This window comes from Rhizobium bangladeshense, from assembly GCF_001662075.1.
Lineage (GTDB): Bacteria > Pseudomonadota > Alphaproteobacteria > Rhizobiales > Rhizobiaceae > Rhizobium > Rhizobium bangladeshense_B.
In genome coordinates, this window is sequence record NZ_LYPL01000005.1 from 17,600 (window position 1) to 38,319 (window position 20,720).

Consider the following 20,720-nt stretch of genomic DNA (forward strand, 5'->3'; position numbering starts at 1 on the left):
TTCCGACACATCGCTATGTTCAATGAGCTGCGCTGCTCCGCTGGCAGGAGCCTATGCGCCGCTTTCGCGTGCACGTATCTTGACAAATGACGGCTGATATTTTACGACTGACGAAATTCAAAAATCGTCATTCGTTATTCGGGCGCCGAAAACCATGAACGACATCGCGGAAAATACACTCGACGTTACCCGGCAGGAGAATGTCACGCGCATTCTCGATGCGGCCGAGCGGCTGTTTCGCCACTATGGCTACAGCAAGACAACGGTGGCTGACATTGCCCGCGATCTCGGCATGTCGCCAGCCAATATCTATCGGTTCTTCGCTTCGAAGGTGGAGATCCACCAGGCACTATGCGGGCGCATGCTCGCGACCGCATATCAGTTCGCCTACGACATCCGCCATCAGCCGGTCAGCGCCAGCGAGCGGCTGCGCCGTTATGTCAAGACCCAGCATCAGTTGACGCTCGATCTGATGCTCGACGAGATGAAGGTGCACGAGATGATCATCGTCGCGATCGAACGCGACTGGCATGTCATCGAGAAACATATCGATCGAGTGCATGATCTGATCGCAGAAATCATTGCCGAAGGGATCGTTGCCGGTGAGTTTGCCGAGCAGGACCCAGTCGTTGCCTCGCGCTGCTTCGGCGCCGCGACGATCAATCTCGTCCACCCGCAGATGGTGGCGCAATGTCTTGCCAAAACCAACCGCGCGAGCGTCGACGAACTGATCGATTATGTGATCAGGGCGCTGAAGAAATAGTGGACGGCAGCCGCCGTCAAACCCCCGAAACGATCCAGGAGTGCGGAAGATGTTTTCGCTCAAGACCCTCAGCCAACGCATGCCGTCCGCCGCCGGCCTCGTGCTCGTTAGCGCCCTCGGCATCGGCCTTTCCGCCTGCTCGGAGGAGACGGCCGAGGTGAAAGAGGTCATCCGGCCGGTGAAGGTCGTCGAGATCGCCAGGGCCGGCGACACGCGCAAGCTTGATTACTCCGGTTCGGTCAAGGCGCGCACGGAAATGAACCTCGGATTTAGGGTCGCCGGCAAGATCACCGAACGCCTCGTCGATATCGGCGATCGGGTGACGCCGGGTGACACTCTCGCCCGCATCGATGCCACGGACTACCAACTGGCGGTCAAGACGGCGGAAGCCAATCTCGCCGCAGCCGAAAGGGGCGTTGAAACCGCCGATCTTGCCAACAAACGCGCCGAGCAGCTTTTCGACAAGAGCGTCGCTCCGAAGTCGCAGCTCGAACAGGCAGCCCTCAGCCATGACCAGGCAGTTTCGCAGCGCGATGCCGCGCGCTCGGCGCTCGACCAGGCGAAGAACCAGGTGAGCTATACCGAGCTCAAGGCTGGTCAGACCGGCATCGTCACATCGATCAACGCCGACATCGGCCAGGTGGTCGGCTCCGGCAGCCCGGTCGTCACTGTCGCCGTCGATGGCGAGAAGGAAGTGCAGATTGCGGTTCCGGAAAACGACATTGCCGAATTCAAGCCGGGTAAGACGGTCAAGGCTAGTTTCTGGGCAGACGACCGACTGGTGCTAGACGGCAAGGTGCGCGAGGTTTCCGGCAGCGCCGACCAGCAGTCGCGCACCTTTGCGGTGCGGGTGAGCCTGCCGAACGACCCGCGCATATTGCTCGGCATGACGGCGACGATCGAAGCCGACGTCGATAATGGCGACAGCTACGTGTCGATCCCGCTCAGCGCGCTTGCTGAAAAGGACGGCAAGCAGATGGTCTGGACCGTCGACCGCGACAAGGCGACCGTGCATGGCCGAGATATCAAGGTTGCCGATTTCACCGGTGACGGCGTGCATGTGACCGAGGGCCTCGATACCGGCGATCTCGTCGTTGCGGCCGGCACGCAATTCATGAGCGAGAATCTGAAGGTGAAGGTGCCGGACCAGCAGTCGGCCCTGGCCAAGACGGATCAGACGGTCCGTTAATCGCGCCGTACAAGGGAACAGGACCATGGACGCCACCACCGAGAAGCGGCCCTTCAATCTGTCGCGCTGGGCGATCGCCCATCCGAGCATCGCCCGCTTTCTCTTCGGGCTGATCATCATCACTGGCGTGCTCGGCCTGATGCGCATGGGCCAGCGCGAGGATCCCGAATTCACCTTCCGCGTCATGGTCGTCCAGGCGATCTGGCCGGGCGCTTCCATCCAGGAAATGGAAGATCAGGTCGTCAACAAGATCGAGCGCAAGCTGCAGGAAACCCCGCATCTCGACTGGGTCAAATCCTATACGCGGGCGGGCAGCGCGATCATCACCCTCCAGGTTCAGGGCGACACGAATTCGCAGGACGTGGCGGATGCCTTCTACCAGGTGCGCAAGAAGGTCGGCGACATCTCCAGCGAGCTGCCGCAGGGCCTGCTTGGCCCTTATTTCAACGATGAGTTCGGCGATACCTTCATCACGCTGCATTCGATCAGCGGCGACGGCTATTCCTACCCGGAGCTGAAGAAATTCGCGATCCAGGCGCGCGACATGCTGCTGACGACGCCGGGCGTCGAGAAGGCCGTCATCATCGGCGACCAGCCGGAGAAGATCTATATCGACGTCTCGTCCAAGGCGCTCGCCGAGCGGGGTCTCACGATCCTCGACCTGCAGAACGCCATCAAGGGCCAGAACAATGTCGATCCGGCAGGCTCCGTCGATACCGGCCTGCGCTCGGTGCGCATTTCCGTCGAGGGCGACGTCAAGAAGGCGGCGGATATCCGTGAGCTGCGCCTTCGCGCCGGCGGCCAGGTAACGCGCCTTGGCGATATCGCCACCGTCAGTTCCGGGCTCGAGGACCCCTACCAGCGCAAATACCGCTTCAACGGCCACGAGAGCGTTCAGGTCGGCGTTGTCATGGCCAAGGGCTTTAACGTGACCGATGTCGGCAAGGATGTGGAGGCGACTTATCACCGCTTCGAGGAGGCGCTGCCCTACGGCGTATCGGTCGACCAGATCGCCAACCAGCCCGACGTGGTGACGGATGCGATCAGCGAATTCATGCATGCTCTCGGCGAGGCTCTCGTCATCGTGCTCGTCGTCTCGTTCCTGTCGATCGGCTGGCGCTCTGGCCTTGTCATCGCCATCGCCATTCCGCTGGTGCTCGCCGCCACCTTCGCGCTGATGTACGAGCTCGGCATCGACCTGCAGCGCATCTCGCTTGGCGCGCTGATCATTGCGCTCGGCCTGCTCGTCGACGATGCGATGATCGTCGTCGAGATGATGGAACGAAAGCTGGAGGAGGGGCTCGTCAAGATCGAGGCGGCGAGCTTCGCCTATTCCTCGACCGCCTTCCCGATGCTGACGGGCACGCTGATCACGACGGCCGGCTTCATTCCCGTGGGCTTCGCCGCCTCGACGGCCGGCGAATACGTGCGTTCGCTGTTCTACGTCGTCGGCATTGCGCTGGTGACGTCGTGGTTCGTCGCTGTCTATTTCACGCCTTGGCTCGGCTACATGATCCTCAAGCAGCGGCATCACGCCGGCGAGCATCATGACGCCTTCGACACGAGTTTCTACCGGCGGCTGCGCGGCACGGTCGCCTGGGCGGTCCGCCACCGCGTCATCGTGCTGCTCTTGACGCTCGGCACCTTCGTCACCAGCCTCTGGGCCTTCCAGTTCATTCCGCAGAATTTCTTTCCGCAATCATCGCGGCCGGAAATTCTCGTCGATCTCTGGCTGCCCGAAGGCACCAGCATCAAGGAAGTCGAGGTGCAGGCAAAGGCGCTCGAAGCCAAGATGATGGATGATCCGGACAAGAAGTTCATCGCCACCTATATCGGCGAAGGCGCACCGCGCTTCTTCCTGCCGCTCGATCAGCAACTGCGCAATCCGAACTTCGCCCAGCTTCTCGTCATGGCCGATGACGAGCCGGCGCGCGAACGGCTGATCGTCAAGCTGCGCACGATCCTTGCAGAAGACTTCCCCGATATTCGGGGCAAGGTCGACCGCCTGTTCCTTGGCCCGCCGACCGGTTGGCCTGTGCAGATGCGCGTCATGGGGCCGGACCGCCAGGAAGTGCGCGAGATCGCCGATCAGGTAAAGGCGCGCTTTACGGCCAATCCGATGCTAGGCGCCATCCATGACGACTGGCTGGAACAGGTGCCGGCGATGAAGCTGGTGATCGATCAGGACCGCGCCCGGGCGCTCGGCGTCACCTCGCAGCGCGTTCGCCAGATGCTGCAGACCGCCATGTCCGGCACGGCGCTCGACGATTTCCGCGACGGCGAGGAGACGGTCTCGATCGTCGCCCGTGAGCCGGATTCCAGCCGCTCGCTGCTGTCGGCAGTCAATTCCGTCTATGTCCCGACGGATTTCGGCGGCTTCGTGCCGGTCTCGCAAGTCGCAAAGGTCGTGCCCGTCATGGAGCAGGGCATCGAGTGGCGGCGCGACAGGCTGCCGACCATCACCGTGCGTGCGACGCTGCCCGACGGCGTGCAGGCGAACGACGTGGTCATGAAGATGTATGCCGACATGAAGGACCTGCGCGACAGCCTGCCGGCCGGCTACAAGGTCGAGATCCAGGGCGGCGCCGAAGATGCGGCGGAAAGCCAGATGTCGATTGCCGCCAAGTCGCCGATCATGCTGGCCGTCATCATCGTCCTGCTAATGGTGCAGCTGCAGCATTTCGGCAAGGCGATGTTGGTGCTCGCCACCGGCCCGCTCGGCATCATCGGCGCTGCGGCTGCCTTGCTGATCAGCGGCGCGCCCTTCGGCTTCGTTGCGATCCTCGGCGTCATCGCGCTGCTCGGCATCATCATGCGCAACTCGATCATCCTGGTCGATCAGATCGACCAGGATATCAAGGCCGGCATGCACCGGCAGGAGGCGATCGTCGGTGCTGCCGTACGGCGTTTCCGGCCGATCATGCTGACGGCTCTGACCGCGGTGCTGGCGCTGATCCCGATCTCGCGCGGCGTCTTCTGGGGCCCGCTTGCCTACGCGATGATGGGCGGCATCCTGGTTGCGACAGTGCTCACCATCCTGGTTCTGCCTGCTGGCTACGCGCTTTTCTTCGGCCGAGAGCCGAAGGCAAAGAACGATCCGGGCAGGGATGCCGACGCCATCCAGGAAGAGGCGGATGACCGACATCCGCCGGCGTTGGCAGCTGAGTGAGGACGGCGCGGCGAAAGCCGCGCCGTTTTCCTTTGCGGGGTCGTCATCCCTGTCAAAGCCCGTTTCTTGGGGCGGTTCACGCAAACGCTGACCGCCCCACGTGTTATTGCGCTGTAATTCCTGCAACCCGCACAGGCCGTTCGGCCTTGAACTCGGGCGGCCGATTCCATTGCCGTCTCGAAAAAGCTAAGCTTGCGAAAGCATGCCGAGAGTTCCGCCGCGATCCCGGCCATGCATCGCCGCGGATCAATTCGCGGAGGGAGGCACGACCATGGCCGTTTGCCATCTGGAAGCGAGCTGGAGCCCGGTCGAGGGTGGTTCCGGCCGCTTGACCTTGACGCTCTTCAATCTTTCGTCCGAACCGCTTTCCGGCTTCTCGCTTGCCTATAGATCTCCGACGCGGATTGCCGACACCCATGTCTGTAACGGTGCCAGCATGCGGCGGCAGGTCGCGAATTTCCACGAATTCCTGCCGCCCGAGGGGCTGCGCATTCCCCCGGGCGGATACTGGCGGTTCACCGTAGAGGGGCTGGCCGACGAACCGAAGCATAGGACCGACGGCATCAAATCGGCCTGTCTGACGCTGGCGGACGGCCGTCGCGTTGCGGTCGGTTTCGGCGATCTCATGCTTGAAGGCGGGGACGGCGGTGTGACGCCGCCGCTGCTGCCGCCGGGCCGGGTCGAGGAACCCTTTGCGCTGCTGCCTTGGCCGCTGTCGCTCGGGCTGAAGGCGGGAGATCTGCCCTCCGTCCTCTATCCTGCCGAAAGGACCCGGCCGGAGGCGATCAAGGCACTCTCTCTGCTTCTTGCGCTATACCAGCGGCTCTATCCTGCCGAGCCCCCGCCGTTCTCGCTTGCTGCCGTCATGGGCGGGCGGGCCATTCGTTTCGTCACCGAATCGTCGATCGCAGCCTTTGCTTACGAACTGCGTTTCAGCGCGCGCGAGATCGTGCTTTCGAGCGCGGATGCGGCGGGACGGCACTATGGGCTGATCAGCCTGGCGCAACTGCTGCACGGCGCCCGCGCCGACCGCGACGTCTTCAAATTCCCGAATTTCGGCACGATTGCCGACCAGCCGCGTCATGGCTGGCGCGGCTGCCACCTCGACGTGGCGGGGCAGTTTTATCCGGTGGCTGATGTCATGCGGCTGATCGATATCCTCGCCTGGAACAAGCTCAATATTTTCCACTGGCACCTGACCGACGACGAAGCCTGGCGGCTGGAGATCAAGGCCTATCCCGAACTGACGGAGGTGAGCGCAGAGCGTGGGCCGGATGAAATGCTCATACCTGACTTCGGCGATGGGCAGGACGCGCGCATCGGCCACTATATGCAGGACGACGTCAGGCGCATCGTTGCGCATGCCGCCTCCCTGCACATCGAGGTGGTGCCGGAAATCGATATTCCCGGCCACAGCAATGCGGCGCTCTCGGCGTTGCCCGATCTCGCCGACCGGCAGGAGCCGCCGCACAGTTACCGCTCGCCGCAGGGCTATACCAACAATGCCCTCAACCCGGCGGTCGAATTCACCTATGAATTTCTCGGCAAGGTGTTCGACGAGATGGTTGCGCTGTTTCCGGGCGAATATGTCCATATCGGCGGCGACGAGGTGGCCGAGGGGGCCTGGCTTTCCTCGCCGCTCTGCAAGACTTTGATGGAGCGGGAGAAGCTTGCCGGCACCGCCGCGCTGCAATCCTATTTCCTGAAGCGCATCAAGATCATGCTGTCGGAGCGCGGCAGGAAGCTCGCCGGCTGGAACGAAGTATCGCACGGCGGCGGCGTCGATCGCGACGGCACGCTGCTGATGGCCTGGGAAAAACCCGAGCTCGGCCTCGCGCTGGCAATGGACGGCTACGACGTGGTGATGACGCCGGGGCAGGCCTATTATCTCGACATGGCCCAGGCTGAGGCTTGGGACGAGCCCGGCGCCGGCTGGGCTGGTTTCACGCCGCCGGAACGCACCTATGCTTATGAGGCCGACGCGGAGCTGCCGGAGGCCTCGAGGAACAAGATACGCGGCGTCCAGGCCTGCATGTGGGGCGGCAATGTCGCCTCGCGCGCCCATTTTAACCGGCTGGTCTTTCCGCGTCTCCCGGCAATCGCCGAAGCGGCGTGGACGCCTCTGTCGCGCAAGGACTGGGATCGCTTTGCAGCGATCGTGCGGATGTGGCCGGTACTTTAAAGAGCGGCTGCCTCGGCCTTCAGTCCCAGCAGCGCGGCGCCGATCAGGCCGGGTTCGATGCGGCATTGGCTGCGCACCACCAGCGGGCGGTCGAACTTGCGAAGGATGCGGGCGCGCACGGCGTGGTCGAGTTCGGCAAGCAGGGGTTCGACGTTGGACAGGCCGCCGCCGACCGGCACGATGGTCGCGCCGGTGATGTTGATCGTCAGCGCCAGGGGCGAGGCGACGAGATCGACATAGACGTCGATGGTGCGTGTCGCCTTCTCCTCGCCTTGCTGCCATTGACCGATGATCTCTTCGCTGGAAAGATCGAAATCGTGCAGCGTCTTGTGCAGGCGCTCCAGGCCGCGGGCGCCGCCGACGGTATCGACGCAGCCTTTCTGGCCGCAGCCGCAGGCATAGGCGGGAATGGCGACTGCCGGATTGCCGGCTGCGGACGCGATGATCGGGCCATGACCCCATTCGCCGGCAAAGCCGCCAGCTTCGTTGACGAGGCGCCCGTCGGCGACCAATCCGCCCCCGACGCCGGTGCCGAGGATGGCGCCGAAGACAATGCGGTGGCCGCGACCGGCGCCGAGGCCGGCTTCGGCGATGGCGAAGCAGTCGGCGTCGTTGGCGATCAGTGCCGGCAGACCGAGTTCGGCTTCGAGATCGGCCGCGAGTGCGCGGCCATGGATGCAGGGAATGTTGGCGCAGATCAGCCGCTGCGTATCGGGATCGACGACGCCGGCAATGGACAGCGCGATGCGGCTCGGCGCTTCGCCGGTTTCGGCGATGATGGCGCGCAGGGTGTCGACGAAAGCGGCGAAATCATCCTTCGGCGTCGGCCGGCGGCCGAGCGGGACGATGTCTGTCTCGGAGCGGGCGATGCCGCCCTTGATGGCGGAGCCGCCGATGTCGAACGAAATGATCATTGCCACTCTGCCGCTTTCATGGTCTGGGGCCGTCTGCTCGCACTGTTGGCGCGGAATTACAAGCCTTCATTCCTTTCTCGGGTTCAGGGTTGTGCCGTAATTCTGACCGCATAAGTCATTCAATTGGCATATTGCGCGGCCAAAATCGGATTCCGCACTTCCATCATCCACCGGTATCATGACAATCGAAAACGCCGATTCCAACAAACGCCGAAGACCACGTCCGCCACGGCCCCAAGGCCGTCGCCTCTCATCCATCCTGCGGCAGTTGGCTGCCGACCGCAGCCGGGAGCGGATTTCGATCGGTGATCTGTTCCAGACGATGGGCGACAGGGCGATCAGCGCGCTGATGCTGATCTTCGCGCTGCCGAACGCGTTTCCCACACCGCCCGGCACCTCCGCGCTGCTCGGTGCGCCTTTGGTCTTTCTGGCGGCGCAGCTGACCTTCGGGTTAAAACCCTGGCTGCCCAGGGCGATCGCCGACCGTTCGGTGCTGCGGGAGGATTTCGAGAGCGTCGTCGTCCGCATCCATCGCTGGCTCGCCTGGGCCGAACGCATGCTGAAGCCGCGGCTTGCCATCTTCGCCGAGCCGCCGGCAGAGTATTTCGCCGGTCTCGCATGCCTGCTGCTGTCGATCGTGCTGGTGCTGCCGGTTCCGCTCGGCAATATCCTGCCGGCGATCACGATCTCGGTCTTCGCTTTCGGCATCATGGGCCGCGACGGGCTCTTCGCGCTCATCGGCTTCATCATGACCGCCGTGTCGCTCGTCATTGCCGGCGGCGTGATTTACGGCCTCGCAAAGGCGGGGGTCTATCTCGTGATGCAATGGTTCGCCTGAATAGCAACGGTTATTCGCGCAGGGCTTTTGTCAACGGGCTCGACATTTTCAGGAATTTTGTTTTGATCTGGCGCGGTACAGACTCGAAATCATATCCGGCGGGCGGCAAGCCGGCTCACTTTGCGTGGTAGGCATCATATGGCAAAAAGATCCGAGACCCCTGCACGGCTCGACGATGCGGCGCGTGCCGGCTGGCTTTATTACGTCGCCGGGCGCACGCAGGACGAAATCGCCGCCTCGATGGGGATCTCGCGGCAGTCGGCGCAGCGGCTGGTGTCGCTCGCGGTCGCCGAACGTCTGATCAAGGTGCGGCTCGATCATCCGATCGCCGCCTGTCTTGAACTCGGCAGTCAGCTGCGACGGAAATTCGGGCTGAAACATGTGGAGGTGGTGCCGAGCGATCCGGGCTCCTCGTCGACCACCATCGGCATCGCCGAGGCGGCGGCGGCCGAGATCGAGCGCTGGCTGAAGCGGGCGGAGCCGATCGTGCTTGCGGTCGGCACCGGCCGTACTTTGAAGGCGGCCGTGGACCAGCTTCCGGCGATCGAATGTCCCAATCACCGCATCGTCTCGCTGACCGGCAATATCGCGCCGGACGGATCGGCGGCCTATTACAACGTCATCTTCAGCATGGCGGATGCGGTGAAGGCGCGGCACTATCCGATGCCGCTGCCGGTTCTCGTCACCTCGGCCGAGGAGCGGGAACTGCTGCACGGCCAGCAGCTTGTGCGTTCGACGCTCGACATGAGCGCACAGGCCGACGTCACCTTCGTCGGCATCGGCGAACTCGGCATCGACGGGCCGCTCTGCGTCGACGGTTTTCTCGAGAAGGACGAGATGATGGAGTTGATGCGCGGCGGCGCCGTCGGCGAGATCTGCGGGTGGATTTTCGATGTCGACGGCCGGCTGCTCGACAACCCGATCAACGAGCGTGTCGCGTCCGCGCCGATCCCGTCCCGCGAGGCATCGATGGTCATCGGGCTCGCCAAGGGCAAACGCAAATTCAAGGCGATCAAGGCTGCCGTCGTCGGCCACCAGATCAATGGATTGATCACCGACGAAGAGACCGCTGAGTTTTTGCTCAAGAACTGAGCAAAAAATTCTTATTCTGAATCAATTGGATAGGTGAGGTGTTCGGCATCGCAGCAACGATTGCCGATTGACATTTTTTGCTGTTTGGTGGGTAATTGCCCATGAGCAAAGCGAATGCTCACATCTCGTCTTCTGGGAGGAAGATATGACATTGAGAACTTTCCTGCTGGGCGCCTGCTCGGCATTGGCGTTTGCCGGCATGGCTTCGGCCGAAACGCTGACAATCGCGACCGTCAACAACGGCGACATGATCCGGATGCAGAAGCTGACGGATGACTTCAAGGCGAAGAATCCCGGCATCGACCTTGAATGGGTCACCCTCGAAGAAAACGTGCTGCGCCAGAAGGTCACGACCGACATCGCGACCAAGGGCGGCCAGTACGACGTTCTGACGATCGGCACCTATGAAGTTCCGATCTGGGCAAAACAGGGCTGGCTGCTGCCGCTCGACAATCTCGGCGCCAATTACGATGTTGACGACCTGCTGCCGGCAATCCGCAGCGGCCTGACCACGGATGGTAAACTCTATGCGGCGCCATTCTATGGCGAAAGCTCGATGGTCATGTACCGCAAGGACCTGTTCGACGCCGCCGGCCTGAAGATGCCGGACGCTCCGACCTGGGACTTCGTGGCGGATGCTGCCCGTAAGATCACCAACAAGGACAAGGAAATCTACGGCATCTGCCTGCGCGGAAAGGCTGGTTGGGGCGAGAACATGGCTTTCCTGACGGCCATGTCCAACTCCTTCGGCGCGCGCTGGTTCGATGAAAGCTGGAAACCGCAGTTTGATCAGCCCGAGTGGAAGGAGACGTTGGACTTCTACGTCAAGCTCATGAAGGACGCCGGCCCTCCGGGCGCATCTTCCAACGGCTTCAACGAGAATCTGGCGCTCTTCCAGACCGGCAAATGCGGCATGTGGATCGATGCAACGGTCGCCGCTTCCTTCGTCAGCAACCCGAAGGAGTCCACCGTTGCCGACAAGGTCGGCTTCGCGCTGGCTCCGGACAAGGGCCTCGGCAAGCGCGGCAACTGGCTCTGGGCCTGGAACCTCGCCATCCCGGCAGGCTCGCAGAAGGTCGAAGCCGCCGAGAAATTCGTCGCCTGGGCAACGAGCAAGGATTACACCAACCTCGTGGCTGAAAAGGAAGGCTGGCTGAACGCACCTCCCGGCACCCGCACCTCGCTTTATGCGAGCGCGGATTACCAGAAGGCCGCTCCCTTCGCCAAAATGACGCTCGACTCGATCAACTCGGCCGATCCGACCAAGCCGACCGTCAAGCCTGTCCCCTATGTCGGCGTCCAGTTCGTGGCGATCCCGGAATTCCAGGGCATCGGCACGGCGGTGGGGCAGCAGTTCTCGGCAGCCCTTGCCGGCCAGATTTCGGTCGATCAAGCGTTGAAGAGCGCACAGCAGCTGGCAACCCGGGAAATGACCAAAGCCGGCTACATTAAGTAAACCTCCCTGAGAAGGCGGATCCTTGACAATCCGCCCCTCTTGGGCCGCCGATCGCCCGAACCGCATCGGCGGCCGCTTTTCCAGACAAAGCTTTCCTGCGGCCGCTCCCCGCTTCAGACCAGATCGGTGATTGCCATGGCAACCTTGCACACTCGCTCTTCCGCGCGCCTGATGATCGCGCCCTCCGTGCTGCTCCTCTTTGCGTGGATGATCGTTCCGCTTGCGATGACGATCTATTTCTCGACGCTGAACTACAATCTGCTCAACCCCGGCATGGAGAGCTTCGTCGGCTTTCTTAACTATGAATATTTCCTGTCCGATCCGGCCTTTATCGCCGCGCTGATCAATACGCTGCTGCTTGTCGCTGGCGTTCTGGTGATCACCGTCATCGGCGGCATCGCCTTCGCGCTGCTGCTCGACCAGCCGATGTACGGCCAAGGCATCGTGCGCATCCTTGTCATTGCGCCGTTCTTCGTCATGCCGACGGTCGCCGCGCTCGTGTGGAAGAACATGTTCATGAACCCGGTCAACGGCCTCTTTGCGCATTTTGCCAAGGCGCTCGGCCTGCAGCCGATCGACTGGCTGGCGAATGCGCCGCTGTTTTCCGTCGTTCTTATCGTCGCCTGGCAGTGGCTGCCGTTTGCCACCCTCATCCTGTTGACCGCGCTGCAGTCGCTCGACGAGGAGCAGAAGGAGGCGGCCGAGATGGACGGCGCCGGGGCGATCTCAAAATTCATCTATATCATCCTGCCGCACATGGCCCGCGCCATCACCGTGGTGATCCTGATCCAGACGATCTTCCTGCTTTCGGTCTTTGCCGAAATCCTCGTCACCACCAACGGCGGGCCGGGCACCGACAGTACCAACCTCACCTATCTCGTCTACGCGCAGGCGCTCTTGCAGTTCGATATCGGCGGCGCGTCGGCGGGCGGCATCGTCGCGGTCGTGCTTGCCAATATCGTCGCGATCTTCCTCGTCCGCCTCGTCGGCAAGAATCTGGAGGCTTGAGATGGCCAGAAAAGTCACAACGCAGCGCAAGGTCATCGTCACCGCGATTGCCTGGACGCTCGGCATTCTGATCTTTTTCCCGATCCTCTGGACCTTCCTGACGAGCTTCAAGTCGGAAGCCGACGCCATCGCTTCACCGCCGCAGTTCCTGTTCTTCCACTGGACGACGGAGAACTATGCGGAGGTGCAGAGCCGGTCGAACTATCTCGGCCACTTCATGAATTCGGTGGTCATTTCCTTCGGCTCGACGCTGATCGGTCTGATCATCGCAATCCCGGCCGCCTGGGCGATGGCGTTTTCGCCGACCAAGCGGACCAAGGACGTGCTGATGTGGATGCTGTCGACCAAGATGATGCCGCCGGTCGGCGCGCTGATCCCGATCTATCTGATGTTCCGCAATTCCGCCCTGCTCGACACCCGCACCGGGCTGGTGATCATACTGACGCTGATCAACCTGCCGATCATCGTCTGGATGCTCTACACCTACTTCAAGGAAATCCCCGGCGAGATCCTCGAAGCGGCGCGCATGGACGGAGCGTCGCTGATGAAGGAGATCATCTACGTGCTGACGCCGATGGCGGTGCCCGGCATCGCTTCGACGCTGCTCCTGAACATTATCCTTGCCTGGAACGAGGCTTTCTGGACGCTCAATCTCACCGCCTCCAAGGCGGCGCCGCTGACGGCCTTCATCGCGTCTTATTCCAGCCCGGAAGGCCTGTTCTACGCCAAACTCTCGGCGGCCTCGACCATGGCGATCGCGCCGATCCTGATCCTCGGCTGGTTCAGCCAGAAGCAACTCGTCCGCGGCCTGACCTTCGGCGCAGTGAAATAAGAAAAGGGAGACAAAACATGGGCAGTATTACCCTTCAGAAGGTTTCCAAGGTCTTCGGCGAAGCCAAGGTCATCCCTTCGATCGATCTCGATATCAAGGACGGTGAATTCGTCGTCTTCGTCGGCCCGTCGGGCTGCGGCAAGTCCACGCTGCTGAGATTGATCGCCGGTCTCGAGGACGTTTCCGGCGGCAAGATCGTCATCGACGGCAGGGACGCCACCGAAAAGGCGCCGTCGGAACGCGGCCTTGCCATGGTGTTTCAGTCCTACGCGCTCTATCCGCATATGAGCGTGCGCAACAACATCGCCTTCCCGCTGAAGATGGCGGGCGTCGACAAGGCTGAGATCGACCGCAAGGTGACTGATGCCGCCCGCGTGCTCAATCTCACCGATTATCTGGAGCGCAAGCCGCGTCAGCTTTCCGGCGGCCAGCGCCAGCGCGTCGCGATCGGCCGCGCCATCGTGCGCCAGCCTTCGGCCTTCCTGTTCGACGAGCCGCTGTCGAACCTCGACGCCGCACTGCGCGTCAACATGCGCCTGGAAATCAGCGAGCTGCATCAGCAGCTGAAGACGACGATGGTCTACGTCACCCACGACCAGGTCGAGGCCATGACCATGGCCGACAAGATCGTCGTCTTGAACAGGGGCAATATCGAGCAGGTCGGCTCGCCGCTCGAACTCTACAGCCGCCCGCGCAACCTTTTCGTCGCCGGTTTTATTGGCTCGCCGAAGATGAATTTCATCAAGGGCCAGAACGCCGCCCAGCTCGGCGCCCACACGATCGGGATCCGTCCCGAACATGTGCTGTTGTCGATGGAGAGCGGTGACTGGAAGGGCAGGGTGGTGGTCGCCGAGCATCTCGGCTCCGACACCTTCCTGCATATCGATGCCGATGACATCGGCATGGTGACGGCGCGCGGCAGCGGCGATTTTGCCGCCAAGGCGGGCGATACGGTGTACCTGACGCCGGACCGTTCGCGCATTCACAAATTCAACGAGGGCGGCCTTGCCATCTGAGGCAGGCGGCCGGCTGGGGGCAGGCATGCGAGCCGGGCGATGGCGCCCGGCCGTTTCGGCAAGACCTTCAAGAGGACTGGAACATGACGTGCAAACTATCGCTGGCAACGCTTCCGGACGCGGCGCGCACCGCCGCCATCCCCCGATATGACAGGGCGTCGCTGAAGGCCGGCATCGTGCACTTCGGGGTCGGCAACTTCCACCGCGCCCACCAGGCGATCTATCTCGACGATCTCTTCAACGCGGGCACGGATCACGACTGGGCGATCGTCGGCGCCGGCGTGCTGCCATCCGATGCCGCCATGCGTGAGAAGCTTGCGGCCCAGGATTTCCTGACGACGGTGGTCGAACAGGACAACAACAAGACGGCGGCGCGCGTCACCGCGCCGATGATCGACATCCTGCCGGTCGGCGATCCTGCCGCGATCATCGCCAGGCTTGCCGATCCGGAGATCCGCATCGTTTCGCTGACGATCACCGAGGGTGGTTACTTCATCGATGCATCGGGCACATTCAATCCGGCCCATCCTGATATCGCCGCCGATGGAAACAGTCCCGACGCCCCGAAGACGGTGTTCGGGCTGATCGTCGCCGGCCTGAAGGCGCGCAAGGAAAAGGGCATCGGTCCTTTCACCGTCATGTCCTGCGACAACATTCCCCATAACGGCATTGTCACCGCCAACGCCGTGGTCGGCACGGCGGCGCTTTCGGATCCCGCCTTCGCCGCCTGGATCCGGGAAAACGTCGCCTTCCCGAATGCGATGGTCGACCGCATCACGCCGGCGACCGGCCAGCGGGAAATCGATTTCCTCAGGAATAATTTCGACATCGAAGACAATTGGCCGGTCTATTGCGAGGAATTCAAGCAGTGGGTGCTCGAAGACAAGTTCACCGCCGGCCGCCCGGCGCTGGAAAAGGTCGGCGTCACCTTCGTGCCCGATGTCACCCCCTATGAGCATATGAAGATCCGCATCCTCAACGGCGGACATGCGGCGATCGCCTATCCGGCGGCGCTGATGGACATTCATTTTGTGCATGACTCCATGGAAGATCCTGTGATTCGCGCCTTCCTCGCCAAGCTCGAGAAAGACGAGATCATTCCGATCGTGCCGCCGGTGCCGAACACGTCGCTGACGGATTATTTTGCGCTGATCGAACATCGCCTGCTCAATCCGAAGATTGCCGACACCATTCCGCGTCTGGCCCAGGACGGTTCGAACCGCCAGCCGAAATTCATCCTGCCGTCGACGCTCGACAATCTCCGCCAGAACAGGGACGTCGTCGGTCTGGCACTGGTCTCGGCGCTCTGGTGCCGCTATTTCGCCGGCAAGACCGATAGCGGCAAGGATATCGTATTCAACGACGCCAGCGCCGAGCGCCTGCATGCGGCGGCGCTGAAGGCCAAGGACGATCCGTCCGCCTTCCTCGCCTTCGACGATATTTTCGGTGAGGTGGCAAAATCCGAACTCTTCCGCAAGCGTTTCGCCCATGCGCTCAAAACCCTGTGGGAAAAGGGTGCGCGGGCGACGCTGCAGCTCTATCTCGACGGCAAGCTCGCGGTGTAAGGACCGGGTGGCGGCATTGGCGCCGCCATCCGTCCGGTCCTGCGAGCGGCGGGGACGTGCGTGCGAATTGAACTCAGGTTGGGTCTTTCATGGCTGATGCTGAACCACGGCTGGTCATCTTCGATTGCGACGGTGTGCTCGTCGACAGCGAACCGATCTCGATCAGCGTCCTCGTCGGCGCGATGAACGATCTCGGCGTCTCGATCAGTGAAGATCAGGCCTATGAGCGCTTTCTCGGCCGCAGCCTGTCGACGCTCATCGATACGCTGGAAACCGAATTCAACATCCATGCCAGCGAGGAATTCCTCGAACGCATCCGCACAGATCTCTACGCTCGCTTCCGCACCGAATTGAAGCCGATCGACGGCATCGCCGCGACGATCGACCGGCTCGGCATTCCGTGCTGCGTCGCCTCGTCCAGCCAGATGGAGCGAATCCGGCTGTCGCTTTCCGTCACCGGCCTTCTCGACAGGCTGCCCGATATTTTCAGCGCTACGATGGTCAAGCGCGGCAAACCGGCGCCCGATCTTTTCCTGCATGCGGCGCGCGAGATGCAAGTCGAACCTGGATCCTGTGTCGTCGTCGAGGACAGTCCGGCCGGCATTGCCGCCGCCAAGGCGGCGGGTATGACGGTCTTTGCCTTCACCGGCGGATCGCATGCGAATTTCGCCGGATACCGTGCCGAACTCGACCGGCTTTCGCCGGAGGTCATGTTTGACGCCATGCCGGATTTGATACACCTTGTCCGCAACCATAAGCTGGACGGGACGAAGATTTGATGCGTGATCATGTGGTTGCGGTCGATGTCGGCACCGGCAGCGCCCGCGCCGGTGTCTTCGATACCGCCGGCCGTCTGCTCGCCAAGGCCGAACATCCGATCGCAATGAACCGGCCGCGCGAAAACCACGCCGAGCACGATTCCGAAGACATCTGGTCGGCTGCCTGTACGGCGGTGCGTCGCGCGATGGCGCAATCCGGCATTGCCGCTGCCTCGGTCGGCGCGATTGGTTTCGACGCCACCTGCTCGCTTGTCGTGCGCGACGTCGAGGGCCGGCAGATCAGCGTTTCCACCGGCGGCGAGCCGCGTTTCGACACGATCGTCTGGCTCGACCATCGGGCGCTGAAGGAAGCTGATTTCTGCACGGCGACGGAGCACGGGGTGCTCGAGCATTCCGGCCACGTGATGTCACCGGAAATGGAAATGCCGAAGCTGATGTGGCTGAAGAAGAAGCTGCCCGCCACATGGGAAAAGGCCGGTTACTTCTTCGATCTCGCCGATTTCATGACATGGAAATCGACCGGATCGCTCGCCCGCTCGCGCTGCACGCTGACGGCAAAATGGAATTATCTCGCCCATCTCGAAAAGGGCTGGCAGCAGGATTTCCTGCAGCGCATCGGTCTCGAAGATCTTCAGGCGCGCGGGCGCCTGCCGGATGAGACGACGCCGGTCGGCGGCAGCGTCGGCCGGCTGACGCCGGAGGCGGCGGCAGCCCTTGGGCTGACCACAGATTGCCACGTGTCAGCCGGGATGATCGACGCCTATGCCGGCGCGCTCGGCGCACTCGGCGGTTATGCCGCCGATCCCGTGAAACGCGAGCATCAGCTCGCGCTGATCGCCGGCACGTCGAGCTGCATCGTCGCCTTTTCGCAGGACCGCAAACCGAGCCACGGCATGTGGGGTCCCTATTACGAAGTGGTCTTCCCGCAATCCTGGCTGGTGGAGGCCGGGCAATCGGCGACCGGGGCGCTGCTCGACCATATGGTGCGCATGCATGCGGCCGGCGGCGAGCCGACGGCGGCGCTGCATCAGAGGATCGTCGCGCGCATTGCCGAATTGCGGGCCGAGGAAGGCGATGCTTTCGGGGAGCGCATCTTCGTGCTGCCCGATTTTCACGGCAACCGTTCGCCCCGCGCCGACCCGCATGCGGTCGGCGTCGTCAGCGGGCTGACGCTTGATACCTCCTTCGACGGGCTCTGCGCGCTCTATTGGCGTTCTGCGGTGGCTATTGCGCTCGGCATTCGCCATATCCTGGAGAAAATGAAGGAATATGGCTTCGTGCCGGACACGCTGCATGTCGCCGGCGGGCATGTGAAAAACCCCGTGCTGATGGAACTTTATAGCGATGCCACCGGCTGCAGGGTCGTGGTGCCGAAGATGAACGAGGCGATGCTGCTCGGCACGGCGATCGCGGCATCGGTTGCCTGCGGTCTGCACAAGGATTTGGCGGCGGCCGGCGAGGCGATGTATCCGGGCGGCGAGGAACGGCTGCCCGACAGGGCGAAACAGGCCCTCTACGACCGCGATTATCGCCGCCTTCTGGCGATGTATCGGCACCGCGCCGAGCTGGAAGCGATGCGGTAGCCGTCGAAAGCGTGTGTTTGACGCTGTTTCAGTGGTTGGCCGTCTCGCCGAGGACGGTTGCGAATTCCAGCATGCGGCGGCGGCGAAGCGCGGCCTCTTCCCCGACTTCGAGGATGACCGATTCCGACAGGCAATCGAGCAGCGCGATCAGCGGTGGAAGATTGTCGAGATCGGGGGCGCGGGCGGGCGGCAGGGGCAGCATGACGTTCGACTGATCCGCCATCCAATCTGCCTGCTGCGGTGAAATAAGGACGACCTTGTAGCCGTAGCGCCGCGCGGTTCTGGCAAGCAGGCGCGCCTTGGCGAAGCGGCGACAGTCGATGATGACGAGCAGCGCGTCGTCGACCGCCAGCCGGGCAAAGAGGTCGGCAAAACGGTTGTCGGCGCCGTCGAGCGTGCGCACGCCATCGCGGGCCTGTGTCAGCCGCTGGCAGAAATGATTGGCAAGGCTTGCAAGCCGCGCGTGGGTGGCGATCGACACCTCCCGGGCGGTTCTGATCAGGCTGACGGCTTCGGACCAGTGCGGCTGCGCCGTCAGATGATAGATATGATGGAGCGCCTGGATCTGTTCGGCGACCAGCACGGCGAGCGGTTTGCCTTCCGCGGCATCCGCATGCAGCTCACTCATGGCACTCTGCAACTGCGCCGGCGATGTCGTCACGGTCTCGCGGATCTCCACCTTGACGCTGTCCAGCCCCTGGTAACCGAGCGCGCGCAGGAAGCGCCCGACGGTCATCGGCGACAGATCCAGCCGGTCGGCAACCGACGCCGCCGTCTCGAACGGCAGGTCATTCAGGTGTTCGGAGAAATATTTTGCGATACGACGCTCGGCAGGTGTGCCGCTTTTAACGTATTGCCTGAGTTTGTGCACAAAATCTTCCACGTCAGCCTCCCCCGTCTTCCCTCAGAGGCGTTCCGTGGATGCGCTATCGCGATCCCTTGTCTTTGCAACTATTGTCGGAAGCTGCTTCTCAGGCCCATGCTTATTTCTATTGGCCATAATATTATATTAGCACTTATATTGCGACAAGTTTCTATTACAGCCTGCAATTTTATTCTCTCTTGCCGGTCGCATTCGCCTTTCCTACATCTTCTGCGCAACCGGAGACGCTGAAGAAATGATCCTTGACGCCGCTCGACTATCGCTCGCCAACCTGTTCGCGCCGGAAACGCGTTCGGTCTTCTGGAAAGTGCTCGGCTTGACGATTCTGGTGCTGGTCGGCCTGTGGTTCGCATTGCGCGGAGCCTTCATGGCCTTCCTCTTTCCCTGGCTGACGGGCTTCTTTCCCGATCTGCCGGAATGGGCGGGGTGGCTCACCCTGGTCTTCGCGATCCTTGCGGGCATCGGCCTGGCGCTCCTGCTGGCGCTGCTGCTATCGCCGGTCACGGCCTTGATCGCAGGCCTGTTTCTCGACGATGTCGCCGATGTTATCGAAAAACGCGACTATCCCACGGACGCACCGGGCACCGCCATGCCGTTCGGACCGGCGATGGCAAGCTCGATCAAGTTCCTTGGCGTGGTGATCCTCGGCAATATCGTCGCCTTGCTGCTGCTGTTCATTCCCGGCGTCAATCTGGTCGCCTTCTTTCTGGTGAACGGCTACCTACTGGGACGGGAATTCTTTGAATTCGCCGCCATGCGCTTCCGCCCGCCGCAGGAGGCGCGGCTTTTTCGCGCCAAGCATGCGCCCACCGTCTTTCTCGGCGGGCTGCTGATTGCGCTGTTCCTGATGATCCCCTTTGTCAATCTGCTGACGCCGCTCTTTGCCGCCGGCATGATGGTGCATCTGCACAAGCTGATTGCGGCTCGCGACACCGGTTCGCGAGCCTGAGTGTCAGCCGGGCAGGGCGGAGGCGTCGTACATCGCGGCGAATTCCGCACTCGGCGGGATCGGCTTGATGATGTCGATCAGCACGCCGTTCGGATCAGCGGTGATGAAATGCCGCTGGCCGAAATCCTCATCGCGGATCTCTCTCAAAATCGGCAGGCCAGCGTTCCGGCAGGCCTCGTAGATGCGATCGACATCCTCGACCTCGAAATTGAGCAGCAAGCCGCGAACCTCACCGCGCGCGGCGGCAGGGATGGTCTCGTGGCTGCCGTCGAGGATGGCGAGCGCGACATGCTCCGTCTCGACCGATTGCAGGTGAACGTACCAGTCGCTTTCAAAAAGCGGCTTGAAGCCGAAGTTGGCGCAGTAGAAGGCGGCGGTGCCCTCAACGTCGCCCGTCATGATTACAGGATAATAGCTGGCCGATTTCATCTCTTGCTTCCCTCCTTTTTTACATGCAGTCTGTATGTTTTTGCGTATTAACATACATTCAGTTTGTATGTAA

Annotated in this window: 17 protein-coding genes; 14 read left to right on the top strand and 3 right to left on the bottom strand. The window is 62.2% G+C overall.

Features of this window, described 5'->3' with window-relative positions; translation table 11 throughout:
• Positions 1 to 154: 154 nt before the first annotated feature.
• From A7X77_RS11855 to A7X77_RS11870, 4 genes are all read left to right on the top strand, one after another.
• Entirely contained in the window at positions 155 to 763 is a 609-nt protein-coding gene (locus tag A7X77_RS11855) for a TetR family transcriptional regulator (protein ID WP_064683121.1), read from the top strand.
• Positions 764 to 812: 49 nt separating this feature from the next.
• Positions 813 to 1,952 (top strand): efflux RND transporter periplasmic adaptor subunit, encoded by a 1,140-nt coding sequence (locus tag A7X77_RS11860; RefSeq protein WP_064683122.1) that lies wholly within the window; start codon positions 813 to 815, stop codon positions 1,950 to 1,952.
• A 25-nt stretch (positions 1,953 to 1,977) separates the two neighbouring features.
• Positions 1,978 to 5,121, top strand: a complete 3,144-nt coding sequence (locus tag A7X77_RS11865; RefSeq protein ID WP_064683123.1) for an efflux RND transporter permease subunit — start codon at positions 1,978 to 1,980, stop codon at positions 5,119 to 5,121.
• 271 nt (positions 5,122 to 5,392) lie between these two features.
• Entirely contained in the window at positions 5,393 to 7,303 is a 1,911-nt protein-coding gene (locus tag A7X77_RS11870) for a beta-N-acetylhexosaminidase (RefSeq protein WP_064683124.1), read from the top strand.
• On the opposite strand, the gene A7X77_RS11875 is transcribed toward A7X77_RS11870, so the two are convergent.
• Entirely contained in the window at positions 7,300 to 8,217 is a 918-nt protein-coding gene (locus tag A7X77_RS11875; protein WP_064683125.1) for an ROK family protein, read from the bottom strand. The genes A7X77_RS11870 and A7X77_RS11875 overlap by 4 nt on opposite strands.
• Positions 8,218 to 8,476: 259 nt before the next feature.
• Here A7X77_RS11875 and A7X77_RS11880 point away from each other — a divergent pair, with 259 nt between their 5' ends.
• The 9 genes from A7X77_RS11880 to A7X77_RS11920 all read left to right on the top strand — a co-directional run bounded on the left by A7X77_RS11880 (position 8,477) and on the right by A7X77_RS11920 (position 18,386).
• Entirely contained in the window at positions 8,477 to 9,055 is a 579-nt protein-coding gene (locus A7X77_RS11880; RefSeq protein ID WP_170964909.1) for an exopolysaccharide biosynthesis protein, read from the top strand.
• Between the two features lie 138 nt (positions 9,056 to 9,193).
• Positions 9,194 to 10,147: a sugar-binding transcriptional regulator gene (locus tag A7X77_RS11885; protein WP_064683127.1), complete on the top strand. Its 954-nt coding sequence runs from the start codon at positions 9,194 to 9,196 to the stop codon at positions 10,145 to 10,147.
• A gap of 145 nt (positions 10,148 to 10,292) precedes the next feature.
• The gene (locus A7X77_RS11890; RefSeq protein ID WP_064683128.1) at positions 10,293 to 11,603 is read left to right on the top strand and encodes an ABC transporter substrate-binding protein; all 1,311 of its coding nucleotides are present in this window, start codon (positions 10,293 to 10,295) and stop codon (positions 11,601 to 11,603) included.
• 135 nt (positions 11,604 to 11,738) lie between these two features.
• Complete coding sequence (locus A7X77_RS11895; RefSeq protein WP_064683399.1) at positions 11,739 to 12,611, top strand: carbohydrate ABC transporter permease; 873 nt, start codon at positions 11,739 to 11,741, stop codon at positions 12,609 to 12,611.
• A 1-nt stretch (position 12,612) separates the two neighbouring features.
• Positions 12,613 to 13,443, top strand: a complete 831-nt coding sequence (locus tag A7X77_RS11900) for a carbohydrate ABC transporter permease (protein ID WP_064683129.1) — start codon at positions 12,613 to 12,615, stop codon at positions 13,441 to 13,443.
• Positions 13,444 to 13,460: 17 nt separating this feature from the next.
• Positions 13,461 to 14,459 carry an ABC transporter ATP-binding protein gene (locus tag A7X77_RS11905; RefSeq protein ID WP_064683130.1) on the top strand — a complete coding sequence of 333 codons (999 nt, stop codon included), beginning with the start codon at positions 13,461 to 13,463 and terminating at the stop codon, positions 14,457 to 14,459.
• A gap of 83 nt (positions 14,460 to 14,542) precedes the next feature.
• On the top strand, positions 14,543 to 16,024 hold the full coding sequence (locus A7X77_RS11910) for a mannitol dehydrogenase family protein (RefSeq protein WP_064683131.1): 1,482 nt from the start codon (positions 14,543 to 14,545) through the stop codon (positions 16,022 to 16,024).
• An 89-nt stretch (positions 16,025 to 16,113) separates the two neighbouring features.
• Positions 16,114 to 16,803 (top strand): HAD family hydrolase, encoded by a 690-nt coding sequence (locus tag A7X77_RS11915; protein WP_064683132.1) that lies wholly within the window; start codon positions 16,114 to 16,116, stop codon positions 16,801 to 16,803.
• A complete protein-coding gene (locus A7X77_RS11920) occupies positions 16,803 to 18,386 on the top strand; it encodes an FGGY-family carbohydrate kinase (RefSeq protein WP_064683133.1) in 1,584 nt (527 codons plus the stop codon). The genes A7X77_RS11915 and A7X77_RS11920 overlap by 1 nt, the downstream gene beginning before the upstream one ends.
• Before the next feature lie 28 nt (positions 18,387 to 18,414).
• Here the strand turns inward: A7X77_RS11920 and A7X77_RS11925 are convergent, their stop codons facing one another.
• Positions 18,415 to 19,269, bottom strand: a complete 855-nt coding sequence (locus A7X77_RS11925) for a MurR/RpiR family transcriptional regulator (protein ID WP_064683134.1) — start codon at positions 19,267 to 19,269, stop codon at positions 18,415 to 18,417.
• Between the two features lie 235 nt (positions 19,270 to 19,504).
• On the opposite strand from A7X77_RS11925, the gene A7X77_RS11930 reads away from it, so the two are divergent.
• Entirely contained in the window at positions 19,505 to 20,218 is a 714-nt protein-coding gene (locus A7X77_RS11930; protein WP_064683135.1) for a sulfate transporter family protein, read from the top strand.
• Between the two features lie 3 nt (positions 20,219 to 20,221).
• On the opposite strand, the gene A7X77_RS11935 is transcribed toward A7X77_RS11930, so the two are convergent.
• Complete coding sequence (locus A7X77_RS11935) at positions 20,222 to 20,647, bottom strand: VOC family protein (RefSeq protein WP_064683136.1); 426 nt, start codon at positions 20,645 to 20,647, stop codon at positions 20,222 to 20,224.
• Between the last annotated feature and the right edge of the window lie 73 nt (positions 20,648 to 20,720).